This window comes from Paenibacillus sp. J22R3 (assembly GCF_056269305.1).
In genome coordinates, this window is record NZ_JBWDNS010000003.1 from 710,242 (window position 1) to 722,954 (window position 12,713).

A 12,713-nucleotide genomic window follows, 5' to 3' on the forward strand; every position below is an offset into this window, starting at 1 on the left:
ATATATTTTAATAATTCAAATGAAATGAGGTCTGCCCTTCTATGCCGACGCCAAAAGCAATTATACATGTTATTTCGCACACCCACTGGGATCGTGAATGGTATATGCCTTACGAGGCGCATCATGCCAAACTCATTCAAACCATGGATGGCTTGCTCGAAATTATGGATCAGGATCCCGAGTTTCGCAGTTTCTATCTCGACGGTCAGACGATCGTGCTCGAGGATTATCTGCAAGTGTATCCCGAGAAACGCGAGAAGCTTATAGAGCTGGTCCAAGAAGGTAAGCTCTCTGCCGGCCCTTGGTATATTCTGCAGGATGAGTTTCTGACCAGCAGCGAAGCCAATATTCGCAACATGCAGATCGGACATCGTGATGCGAAAGCGTATGGCCCTGTTTCCAAGCTTGGCTACTTCCCCGACTCCTTCGGCAACATGGGGCAGGCCGCTCAGATTCTGCAGCAAGCAGGCATCACAACAGCCGTGTTCGGCCGCGGCGTGAAAGCCACGGGCTTTAATAATAGCGTGTCGGAAGCATTGGACCTCGAATCGCCATTCTCGGAGCTGCACTGGGAATCACCGGATGGCTCACGGGTGCTCGGCATCTTGTTCGCCAACTGGTACAACAACGGCATGGAAATCCCAGAGGAACCGGCAGCGGCGCGTAAGTTCTGGGACAATGCCATCGCAAATGCATCTAAGTATGCTTCAACGCCGCATCTGCTTCTCATGAACGGCTGCGATCACCAGCCTGCTCAAGCGAATTTATCTGCTGCACTTCGGACGGCTCGCGAGCTGTATCCGGACTATGACTTCATTCATTCCAATTACGATGATTACGTCGCCGCCGTGCAGTCTACTCTGCCTGAGACGTTAAGCACAATCAGAGGCGAGCTTCGCGGTCAGCGTACTGACGGCTGGTACTCTCTCGTCAATACGGCTTCATCACGTATTTATATTAAGCAGCTCAACCAAGAGAATCAGACGATGCTGGAGAAGATCGCTGAGCCCTTGGCTGCTATGGCCCATGTGAATGGCCGCCCTTATCCGCACGGTCTGCTCAATTATGCATGGAAAACGTTGATGCAAAATCACCCTCATGACAGTATCTGCGGCTGCAGCGTGGATGAAGTCTACCATGAAATGAAAACTCGCTTCGAGAAGAGCAAAGGAGTCGCTGCTGCTGTAATCGCTGACAGCTTGGCTCACTTGAGCGCACAGATCGATACGGCGAGCTTCTCTTCCATTAGCTCGGACAGTGCGCCATTCGTTGTATACAGTACGAGCGGATACGCGCAGAGCGGCGTTGTAACGGTGGAGCTGGAGCTTAGCCGCCGCTATTTTCAGCCGAACGAGAGCCCATCGGACAATTCCAAATTTGTCCTAGAGCACACAACGGCCGATGGCTATCTCGTGAACCATCTGGGCGAGAAGCTGGATTTCACAAGCGTGGACCTTGGCGTTCGATTCGGCTATGATCTGCCGGATGATAAGTTTAGGCAGCCGTATTTTGCCCGCGTCATTGCTGTAACGTTCGAGACCGGAGCGCTTCCTGCGATGGGGTATTCCAGCTTTGCGTGGATCCCGGCGGCACAATCGGCATCAACATCGGCTCAGTCATCATCGCTAGTCGTTGCGGAGAACACGATAGAGAATGCTTACCTCCACGTTACGATTGTCGGTGATGGCAGCCTGACGATTACGGACAAACGATCCGGTGAGACATTTGCAGGGCTTGGTGTTTACGAGAATGTCGGCGACATCGGCAACGAATATATATTCAAGCAGCCGGAAGGCGACACCGCCATAACTACCAAAGGGCTGGAGGCGCAAGTTGTGCTTGTTGAAGACACAGCATACCGGGCGACGTATGAAATTACGCATACGTTCGACATTCCGGAGCAAGCCGATGAGCGGCTGGTACATGAGATCGCTACAATGGTGCCTTTCCTAGACCGGGAAGCGCAGCGCTCTGCGAAGCTAGTGCCGATCACGATTGTGACTCGGGTAAGTCTCAGTCGTTCCGAGGAAGGCGTCCGTGTTCAAGCTGCATTCAATAATCCTGCGAAGGATCAGCGTCTGCGCGTACTGTTCCCATCTGGCGTTACGGCAGCGAAACACTACGCCGACTCCATCTTCGAGGTCGCTGAACGGGATACAATCCCGACTGAGGAGTGGGTGAATCCGAGCAATTGCCAGCATCAGAGTGCTTTTGTCGATGTGCATGAGAACGGACGCGGCCTGACCATCGCCAATAAAGGCCTTAATGAATACGAAGTGCTGCGTGACGGAGACGGAACGATTGCGGTGACGATCCTTCGATCAACCGGCGAGCTTGGTGATTGGGGCGTATTCCTAACGCCGGATGCGCAGTGCATTGGTCCGAATGTCGCCGAGTGGATGATCCTCCCTCATAGTGGCGGGGATTCGCGATTCACCGCCTATCAACAAGCTTACGGCTTCCAAGTGCCGATGCAGGTCAACCAAACGGATGTGCATGAAGGTGCGCTGCCCGCACAGGGGAGTCTGCTGCAATGGAACGCTTCCGGATCGGGCCTCGCCCTCTCCAACGTGAAGATCAACGAAGATCGCGGCGATCTGATTGCTCGCTGGTACAACCTCTCCGGCGAATCGGCTGAGCTGACGATCAGCTCGCAATCGCACGGCCGTCTGTACGAGAGTACTGTTCTCGAAGACGCAAATGCCGCGGGCGACTTAGGGACTGACGGCTTCGCTTCCGTGCCGGTTCCAGGGTACAAGATCATTAGCATCGGGATGAGTGCTGAGTAATAGACAGGCAGTCGATGCAGCAGCCACGCTGCTAGAACAAAAGAAGTGATTATGCAGTCTGTCACCGGCGAATCCTATGGTGCATTCGAAGAAAATGTTACCCGAAAGGCAGCATTTTCTTCGTTTTCATGCCAGTAACTAAAAAATGTTGCCTAGAAGGCAACATTCCGCCATGGAGAGGTGGTTTGAGGCATCCATCAGACGAAAATGTTGCAGAATTCGCAGCATTTCATCATGGCGCGGCTGTTTGCCTCTTAAATGTTGCCTATTAGGCAACATTTCGCCCCTCAATGTTCGGTCAACACATAAGAAAGAGGCCGATGATTGCTCATCGGCCTCTTCCTTATGTCCTAGTTCATTTATATCCTACAGGTTGCTAAGTGTTTCAGTCAGCACAGGAACGATTTGCGATTTACGGGAAACTACGCCCTTCAGAACCGCTTTGTTGTCGTCAAGCTTCACGCTGTACGCTTGCTCAACGGCTGCCGCTTGTTTACCAAGAGCCAGCGCAACGGAATCGTTGTTCAAGATGTCGGTTACGACGAATACGAACAGGTCAAGGCCTTTGTCAGCGATGATTGTGTTCAGCGCCGCTTCGACTTCTGCTTGGCGGGACAATACGTCGTTTACGTCAACCGCGTTAACTTGTGCGATTTCCACTTTGTAGCTGCCCATCGAGAATTCTTTCGCATCAAGCGAAATCAATTGTGCGATTGTTTTGTCGCTGAGATCAGCGCCGGCTTTGAGCATTTCAAGGCCGTACGTTTCAGGAGTTACGCCTGCGATAGCTGCAAGCTCGCGTGCCGCTGCAACGTCTTCCGGCGTGCAAGTCGGCGACTTGAACAGCAAGGAATCGGAGATGATGGCCGAAAGCATCAAACCTGCAATGTTGCTGTCGATCGCAATGCCGTTTTCTTTGTACATTTTGTTAAGGATGGTCGCCGTGCAGCCTACAGGCTCGCAGCGGTAGTAGAGCGGGTGTGCAGTCTCGAAATTAGCGATACGGTGGTGGTCGATAACTTCAAGGACGCGCACTTTATCGATGTCGCTAGCGCTTTGCTGACGCTCATTGTGGTCAACAAGAATAACGTTGCTTGTTTCGTTCGAAACGGTCTCAACCAAACGAGGCGCAGCCGTTTTAAATTGATTCAGCGCGTATTGCGTTTCGCCGTTCACTTCGCCAAGACGAACCGCTTCAACCTCTTGGCCAAGCTTTGTTTTCAAGTCTGCATAAGCAATTGCCGAACAGATTGTGTCCGTGTCCGGGTTTTTGTGTCCGAAAATCAATGTTTTTGACATCTTCATACTCCTTATTCGCTGTTTATTGGGTGCTGGCGACCATAAGAACGCCGGTAAGAATAAATCCCTAATCGGTATTATACCGTTTATTGCCGTGAATTCCTATTCCATTACAGGCAAATTCATAACAGTTCTATATTTCGTCAAAAAGTTCAGGTGCCTTGTCCGCCCGAAGACGCATGTTCACCAATTCGAAGAGAGCATCGTAGAACAGCATGCAGCATTCTATACTATCGCGATATAATGAAGATAACCTATTATTGGCTTGTCCGAAAGGAACTGTGGCATTATGAATTCGTTCGAAATTGTCGGCACGCCAAGCGAGTTTGCGCGGAGTCATCTGTTCTTTGGATTAATCGGCGGTTATGATGCACCTCGATCGGATTTTCTCTATACACGCGACTATTATCCGGCTTATGAAATTCTGTTCATTACCAAAGGCAAAGGCGCCTTTAAGCATGCCAACCAGTGGATTGAGATTGTTGAAGGCGACTGCGTTGTGCATGACATGCGGCTGCCTCATGCTTATAAGACGGAAGCGAAGAACGCTTTTGAAATGTATTATCTGGTGTTCGACGGCATCGACATGGAGCATTTCTGGCCGAAGCTGTTCGGAGAACCGTCCTATTCCATCGTGCAAAATCTTCCTTCAGTCAATGAAATCCACAGTTTGCTCGAACAGATCGCAGCTCTTATGAGAGAGCAGCATCCGGCCTATGAGATGCCTCTGTCTGCGCATATCTATCAGCTGCTTATGGAGATTTTCCGGAAGCAGCGCGACTTAGGAGGTTCTTGGCTGACAAACCACGGCACCGAACCGGAGCCGCTGCAGCGGGCACGGGCATTCATGGATGCGAACTACCTGGAGGTCGAAGACGTATCGCAGCTGGCACAAATCGCCAATCTCAGCCTGTATCATTTTATCCGTCAATATAAGAAGCAATACGGCGTCACGCCGAAGGAATACGTCCTGCTCAAGAAGGTTCATCATGCGAAGCGTTTGCTCATCAGCACGTCTCTCTCGATCGGGGAGATCAGCGAGCAAAGCGGATTTGCCAGCTATAATGCCTTCCTGCATGCTTTTCTGAAAGTGCAGCATGATTCGCCGCGTGATTTCCGCCGGAGCTTGCGTCGCCTCTAATAGTGGCTGGGCCATTCTTGAAAACAGCAATTTATTGAGTTTAATCGGCAATTCGCCAGCTTCAATCGTTTCTCTCTATATCGTAAACTAAAGTTAATTAAAGCGTTTACTGACTAGGAGGGTCTATGAATGAGCCTATACGGATTAACGAGTGAACAGCAATTGATGTGGGAACGTGACGGTTTTCTGGTGATTGAGGATTTTCTGAGCAGCCAAGAGGTCGATTCCATTAACGAAGACATGGATCAAGCCTTCCATGAATTCGAAGTCAATGGTCGCGTCAACCCAGCTACGGGCCAGTTGAACCATGTGAAGCAGATTTGCGGCATCATTGAGTATGGTGAAACCTTCGCCGGGCTTTTGGAACATAAACGGATGATGAACATTTTGCGGGATATGATCGGCAATCAATTCGTGATGATCGATAACGATGCCCTTCTCAAACCACCCGGCAAGATTTCGCATACCAACTGGCACCGTGACACGACTACGAAGATTTTCTTTGGCGATAAGCAAGCACCTTTCATGGTCAAAGTGTTCTACTTCCTCTCCGATGTGCCGTATGACGGCGGTTGCCTCGCTTTCTTGCCAGGCAGCATCCACATGAAGGATGAAGATTTGCCTAAAGTGGAGAAACAAGAGGATCTCCCGGGCCATGTCAGAATGAACGTCAAAGCCGGCACAGCCGTTATCTTCAACGGCTATACGTACCACTCGGCGCTGAACAATCTGTCTGATGTCACTCGCCGCTCACTCATTTACAACTACGCCCAATCCTGCCTGCGCACATGGCCTGGCTACGAACCTTCCGAAGAGCTCAAAGCCGGTGCAGTCTCGAATATGCGCAAAATGCTGCTAGGCGTAACGCCGTGGATGACCGATGCGAAAGCCTTCGAGGAAGAAGATGCCGCCGCTGCTTCCGGCAGCAAAATGATGATGGGTTAATAAACAAGGGTACCGGATTGCCGGTACTCTTTTGTTTTGGTTCATACATCCGCCTGCCACTATCATCCCCCGCTCTCCATTATCGCGAACGATTCTGCTATAATTCTGTTTGGACAGTCACCAATGAAACACCTGCTGTACAATCAACTATTAAAGGAGCGAATCCCATGTTTGAGCATATCGTTATTTTCAAAATGAACGCCACCGTCACACCCGAGAAGGAACAAGAGCTGGTAAACAGCCTGCTTGCATTCAAAGGCGCTATTCCGGGCATCGTCGATCTCACTGCCGGACAAAACATCACAGAAGAAACCGGCAATATCCACGGTTACTCCCTAGGGCTTCGCGTAACGTTCGAGAACCAAGATGCACTGCGCGCTTACGGCCCGCATCCTGTTCATCAAGCGTTCGTGAAATCGCTGGACGGTCTGCTTGAGAGTGTAGTCGTCGTCGACTACCACATCTAATATCAATTTCAGATATATATCTGATAATACCAGCCATTGTCGCCGCCTCTCCTTCGCAGTAAGCTTGAGCTAATCAATGCGAGAGGATGAGAGCGATGAACAAAGTAGTCCCACGCTTAACAACGCCGATTACACAAGCCCAAATAGATCAATTTAACGAAGAGGGCTTCTTGCTGATTAAGAGCGGCTGCTCAGCTGACCTAATCGACGCCTTTAACGGACATATTTATGATTTGCGCGACGAGAAGCCGATGCCGGAGTGGGCTGCTTGCGAAGAGAGCAAGAAATATTCGATTCGTTTGTTCAACCCCCATCTGCATGACGGATTCGCGCGCCAAATGATGAAGCTGCCGATCGTGCGTGGAACGCTTGCTCAGCTCATGGGCCGTGAAGCCGTGTGCGTGCAAAGCATGTTTTTCTACAAGGAGCCGGGTTCCCCAGGGCAAGCGGCACATCAGGATTTCTATTATATCAAGAACGATCCGATGACGATGATTGCCGCTTGGATCGCGATGGAAGAGAGCGTCGATGAGGAGAACGGCTGTCTATGGGTCATTCCGAAGTCGCATAAGCTCGGTTTGCTTCCCCACGGTGCCGTTAAGAACATCGATGAGCATGAGCCTTGGACCGACGAGACGGAAGGAATCGATCTCAAGCAGGAAGTTCCGGTCATTATGGAGAAAGGCGATATCCTATTCTTCCATGAACTGCTCATCCATTCCTCTACTCGCAATCGGAGCACCGACCGCTGGCGCCGTTCTTATGTATGCCACTATATCCGCGAGGATGCGACGACTTCACGCAGCGATTTGCAGAAGAAGTTTCCGCTCTATTAATGCGAGTAAAGCCCGGCTTTGGATGCCGGGCTTTTTCTTTTTTCCAGCAAAACACAGGTTATCCCTCATATTAGATGCTGTTATGCTGAAGTGGTGGTCTATACATAAACAGAGTTGGAGGACAATCATGAGAAAGAAAACCATACTGGCGGCCATAAGCTTGATGCTTCTGGCAGGAGCCGCGCAAGCGACGACCTTCACTGGACAAACTCATGCAAGCGCTGTCACTTACTCGATCGGTGCATCTAGCGGAGTGGTTACGAATTTGCAGACTGATCTGAAGAAGCTTGGGTTTTTCAATTATCCTACTGCAACCGGTTATTATGGCACGGTTACTCGCGATGCTGTCATTGCATTTCAAAGTAAATATGGTCTCATCGCTGACGGCATTACCGGTCCGTTGACGCTAGACGCCGTTAGTCATGCGATCTTGAAGCAAAAGCTCGTCGCTGATACATCCTCTTACCTCGGCATTCCTTATGTATGGGGTGGAACGAGTCCGGCAAGCGGCTTTGACTGCTCCGGTTTTATCTATTATATGTTTACGAAATTCGGCGTTTCGCAAACGCGGACAACCTCTATGAACCTGTTCAGCCAAGGCTTCTCGGTTAATAAGTCGATGCTGCAGCCGGGGGATCTTGTTTTCTTCCATAATCCGTCAACAGGAGTGGTGGATCATGTCGGTTTCTACATGGGCGGCGGTTCGTTCATTTCCGCATTGTCCTCGAAGGGAATCTATGTGCAGCAGATGGACAACTCCTACTGGGGTCCGCGCTACGCAGGCGCAAGAAGAGTTTATTAGCATGTTGAAGACAGCCTGGCGGCCATGCCGGGCTGTTCTTTTTTTGAGCTGCGCCATGTTCCTGTTTTGCAATTCGGGCGCTATAATGAAAGGAAGGAGGAACGATTCGCATGAGCTCAGGACTCCCTTACGACAAAATCAAATCCGCCTACGCCGGCACCATCGTCTATCCGCCCAAAGGCACTTATGGACCTCGCCTTCAGCAAGATGTTCAGCTGGTGCTGCTTCATACCGGTGAGCTCGATCTGACGATCGATGACACTCGCTATTCTGTCAAAGCCGGACAAGTCGTGCTGCTGAAACCGCAGCATCACGAATATTTTGCTTTTGCCGAGTCGCAAGAGTCTTGGCATCGCTGGGTTACCTTATCGGTTTCTGCACTTACGGATGCTGAGCTCCATTATTTGGACAGCCTGCCCTTTAGCATGCCAATTCCGGAGGCACTCAATTCGGTGACCGATATGCTGCTTTCGTTGCAAAATGATTATTTAAAGCAGGACGAGCTCATGATAAGTCTGGGATATTCCGCCTTTCAATTGTTTGCCGCGAGAATCGCTCAAACCAAGCAGCAGCAAGAGCTGCATCCCAGCATCATTGCAGCATTAATCTATATTCAGCAGCACTACACAGAGGAAATCGCTCTTCCTGATCTCGCCGGAGCTGCCGGTGTATCTCCGGAGCACTTGGTCCGACTGTTTCACGTTCATCAACACCTGACACCGATCCGCTATCTCTGGCAATACCGTGTGCTCAAGGCAACCGAATTGCTCTCTCAATCCGGCCTTTCTATCGGAGAAATTGCATCAAGATGCGGGTTCAAGACTGCGTTTCATCTCTCGCGGCTCGTAAAGGAACAGACAGGCAGCACGCCTTCGGAAATCCGTAAAGCCGCGTGGGGAACGACGAATTAACATGGAGGACATGCGATGCGATTTATCGATAACGGCAACAACAACGATCCCTCGTGGAATCTCGCACTTGAAGAGTACGCACTGCGTAATCTAGGCAGCAACGGAGAAGATTATCTTCTCTTTTACATTAATGAACCTTCCATCATCATCGGCAAAAATCAAAATACCGCCGAAGAGGTAAACGGCGCTTACGTGGAGGAGAACGGCATTCATGTCGTGCGTCGCTTATCCGGCGGCGGAGCGGTCTATCATGATCTCGGCAATCTCAATTTCAGCTTTATCACTTCGGATGACGGGCGTTCCTTTCATAACTTCCGCAAGTTTACCGAGCCTGTCGTTGAAGCTCTGCGCAAGCTTGGCGTAGAAGCGGAGCTGAGCGGGCGTAATGATTTACAGGTCGGTGAGCGCAAAATCTCCGGAAATGCACAGTTTGCCTCCAAAGGGCGAATGTTCAGCCACGGCACGCTGCTGTTCAACTCCGAAGTCGATTCCATCGTTTCGGCGCTGAACGTCAACCCCGCCAAGTTCGAGTCCAAAGCGACCAAGTCCGTCCGGAGCCGTGTCGCGAACATAACGGAATTTCTGCTGGAGCCGCTCACGATGGCACAATTTCGGCAGTTTCTGCTGGAGTCGATCTTCGGCAGCAGCACCGAAATTCCGGCGTACAAGCTGACTGACTCGGATCTCGCCGCTGTGCAGCAGCTTGCGGAAGAACGCTACCGCAGCTGGGATTGGAACTATGGCCGGTCGCCGGCATTCAATGTGCGGCAGGTCAAACGCTTAACCGCCGGCACCTTCGACGTTCGGCTCAATGTGCAGGAAGGCGTCATTACCGAAGCATCTGTCTTCGGCGATTTCTTCGGGACTGCTGAGGTATCCCTCGTTACAGATCGACTCGCAGGTGTGAGGTATACGGCTCAAGATGTTGCAGATGCGCTCGCGGATGTTGATCTCACCTTATGCTTCGGACCGGTTGACCGAGAGGAATGGCTTGCATTGTTGTTCTGATTCAGCTGATTGGATGGCTTATTGGCTAACTGGATGAGTGAGTGGATGGCTTACTGGCTTACTGGCTTACTGGACGACTGACTGGATCAAGTAATTCGAATGGAATGGGAGTGGGGAATCGCATGAACAAGGCCGATAATGTCACTTCTCTTAAAGCATTGCAAGCATGGAAATCCATCCCGCAGCAGTTTCGGGACAAGCTCGTTCGCAACGTATTCTGCGGGAATTGCAGCGGCGCCGTCGAAATCGTCGACTACAGCATCCGCGAGGAGAAACGTGCGCTGCTGCTAACCGGCAAATGCCGCACTTGCTCCGGCCCCGTCGCCCGCGTCGTCGAGAACGACTGACGCGGCAGCCATAGCGCGGCGCGCGGTGGCGCGTTCGAGTCGGCCGGGCTTTTTTGCCTCTGAGAGTCGCCTTTTGCAACTCTTAGCTCTCGCCAATGGCGAGTTAGGTCCCGCGATGGTGCTGAGAGACGGTTTTTCCGACTCTCAGCACTTTTTATTAGCGCTTTTGCCTCTGAGAGTCGCCTTTTGCGACTCTCAGATTTTTTTTGTTGGTCTTGCTCGGGCTGTAAGCGGTTATGCCTCTTATGACCGCAATTCGGAGTGGATCAACCACCGAATAGACAGTAATCTCGCTCTTGCTTGGAGCTGAGAGTTCCACTTAGGAACGCTCAGCATCGTCTTCCCCTTCGATTCACCTCCGAGAGTCGCGTTCCCGAACTCTCAGCCCATGCCAAGGGCGCGGCCCACAGCATGCGACTCTCAGCCCTTATCGCCTTCACAAAATAAATACAACCCCCACATCCAATTATTGCTTGTTGTAAACTCAAATTTGAGTATAATAAAATGAGTAGTATTCAAATTTGAGTACATACTACTCAACAAGGAAGGGAATGAACGCAGTGGACGCCAAAAGAAGTAATGTTAAACTCGTAATTGCCGGCCTGCTACTCGGTCTGTTTATGGCTGCACTCGATCAAACGATCGTATCGACGGCAATGACTACGATTATCGAGAAGATCGGAGGCTTCGATAAATTCATCTGGGTATACTCTGCCTATATGATCGCGATGGTCGTATCGACCCCGATCTTTGGTAAGCTATCCGATATGTACGGACGCAAACGGTTCTTCCTCGCCGGATTGATTCTGTTCATGGTCGGCTCCATCCTTTGCGGAACCGCAACGAACATGGAGCAGCTCATCATCTACCGCGCCATTCAAGGGATCGGCGGCGGCGCGCTGATGCCAATCGTCTTCACGATCATCTTCGATCTATTCCCAGCCGAGAAACGCGGCAAAATGATGGGTCTATTCGGCGCGGTATTCGGCGTATCCAGCGTCTTCGGTCCGGTAATGGGCGGTCTGATCACCGACAATCTTAGCTGGCGCTGGATTTTCTACATCAACGTGCCTATCGGCATTCTAGCGGTGATCTTCATCGCGCAGGCTTATCACGAACAATCCAATCCGCGTAAACAAATCATCGACTGGTTAGGCGCAATCTCGCTGACAGGTTTTGTACTTACGCTGATGTTCGGCCTCGAACTTGGCGGGTCGGACGGCTGGGCATGGGATTCGGCGAAAACCATTTCGCTCTTCGTGGCTGCCGGCGTATTGCTGATCGCCTTCTTGTTTATCGAACGTTCTGCGAAGGATCCGATCATCAAACTATCCCTATTCAAGAACAAAGTCGTCACCAGCAGCATGGCCATCAGCGTGCTCTACGGCGGCATTATGATCGCTGCTGCAACGTATATCCCACTCTTCATTCAAGGTGTATTCCACAAAACAGCAACAGAAACGAGCAGCGTACTAACGCCGATGATGCTTGGCGTAGTGCTCAGCAGCCAAGTTGGCGGCCGTGTGGTCAGCAAGCTCAGATACCGTGACGTCATGGTCGTATCTGCGCTAACGCTGTTAGTAGGCACGCTGCTACTAGGTTATGTCATGGATCAAGAAACATCCAGGCTCGTCATTACTTTGTTTATGATTATCGTCGGTCTTGGCATCGGGGTTTCCTTCTCCTTGCTCAACATCTCGACACTGAATGCAGTTCCACCGCAATATAAAGGCTCAGCTTCGTCCCTGATTACGTTCTTCCGGACAATCGGCTCTGCGCTCGGCATTACCGTATTCGGCGCGATGCAGAAGTCAGCCTTCCAATCCGGCGTGAAAGAAATCCCGAATATTAACCCGGAAGTAGCTGCTCAGATCAAAGGCGGTCAAGCGCTGCTTAATCTCGATATTCAAGCCCAATTGGGATTACCTGCCGATCTCATATCACAGCTGATCAGCAAGCTTGGCGACTCCATCATCTTTATTTTCCAATGGACGATTATCCTTCCGGTACTGGCACTCATCTTCGCGATCTTGATGGGACGCGCCAAGCTGGAAGTATCCAAATCCGGACCGCAAGGTAAACCAGGAGCACCCGGTAAACCCGGCACTGAAGGACAACACGGTCCCCAAGGCGACGGCAAACCAGCGCCTTCGTTCCACGGAGGATAA

Annotated in this window: 11 protein-coding genes; 10 read left to right on the forward strand and 1 reads right to left on the reverse strand. The window is 51.0% G+C overall.

All coding sequences use genetic code 11. The features are described from left to right. Positions 1-41: 41 nt before the first annotated feature. Complete coding sequence (locus AC0YN4_RS17890) at positions 42-2,789, forward strand: alpha-mannosidase (protein WP_475836348.1); 2,748 nt, start codon at positions 42-44, stop codon at positions 2,787-2,789. Between the two features lie 366 nt (positions 2,790-3,155). On the opposite strand, the gene AC0YN4_RS17895 is transcribed toward AC0YN4_RS17890, so the two are convergent. After that, on the reverse strand, positions 3,156-4,088 hold the full coding sequence (locus AC0YN4_RS17895) for a manganese-dependent inorganic pyrophosphatase (RefSeq protein ID WP_475782436.1): 933 nt from the start codon (positions 4,086-4,088) through the stop codon (positions 3,156-3,158). A 289-nt stretch (positions 4,089-4,377) separates the two neighbouring features. Here AC0YN4_RS17895 and AC0YN4_RS17900 point away from each other — a divergent pair, with 289 nt between their 5' ends. From AC0YN4_RS17900 to AC0YN4_RS17940, 9 genes are all read left to right on the forward strand, one after another. Beyond that, positions 4,378-5,229, forward strand: coding sequence for a helix-turn-helix domain-containing protein (locus AC0YN4_RS17900; RefSeq protein ID WP_475782437.1), 852 nt, complete (start codon positions 4,378-4,380; stop codon positions 5,227-5,229). Between the two features lie 129 nt (positions 5,230-5,358). Next, a complete protein-coding gene (locus AC0YN4_RS17905; protein ID WP_475836349.1) occupies positions 5,359-6,174 on the forward strand; it encodes a phytanoyl-CoA dioxygenase family protein in 816 nt (271 codons plus the stop codon). A gap of 167 nt (positions 6,175-6,341) precedes the next feature. Beyond that, a complete protein-coding gene (locus AC0YN4_RS17910) occupies positions 6,342-6,641 on the forward strand; it encodes a Dabb family protein (protein ID WP_475836350.1) in 300 nt (99 codons plus the stop codon). Positions 6,642-6,736: 95 nt separating this feature from the next. Then, complete coding sequence (locus AC0YN4_RS17915; protein WP_475782440.1) at positions 6,737-7,477, forward strand: phytanoyl-CoA dioxygenase family protein; 741 nt, start codon at positions 6,737-6,739, stop codon at positions 7,475-7,477. A gap of 127 nt (positions 7,478-7,604) precedes the next feature. After that, positions 7,605-8,279 (forward strand): C40 family peptidase, encoded by a 675-nt coding sequence (locus AC0YN4_RS17920; protein ID WP_475836351.1) that lies wholly within the window; start codon positions 7,605-7,607, stop codon positions 8,277-8,279. A 110-nt stretch (positions 8,280-8,389) separates the two neighbouring features. Next, the gene (locus AC0YN4_RS17925; RefSeq protein ID WP_475836352.1) at positions 8,390-9,190 is read left to right on the forward strand and encodes a helix-turn-helix domain-containing protein; all 801 of its coding nucleotides are present in this window, start codon (positions 8,390-8,392) and stop codon (positions 9,188-9,190) included. A 15-nt stretch (positions 9,191-9,205) separates the two neighbouring features. Beyond that, positions 9,206-10,198, forward strand: coding sequence for a lipoate--protein ligase (locus tag AC0YN4_RS17930; RefSeq protein WP_475836353.1), 993 nt, complete (start codon positions 9,206-9,208; stop codon positions 10,196-10,198). Between the two features lie 122 nt (positions 10,199-10,320). Next, positions 10,321-10,545 (forward strand): hypothetical protein, encoded by a 225-nt coding sequence (locus tag AC0YN4_RS17935; RefSeq protein ID WP_475836354.1) that lies wholly within the window; start codon positions 10,321-10,323, stop codon positions 10,543-10,545. 560 nt (positions 10,546-11,105) lie between these two features. After that, a complete protein-coding gene (locus AC0YN4_RS17940) occupies positions 11,106-12,713 on the forward strand; it encodes a DHA2 family efflux MFS transporter permease subunit (protein ID WP_475836355.1) in 1,608 nt (535 codons plus the stop codon).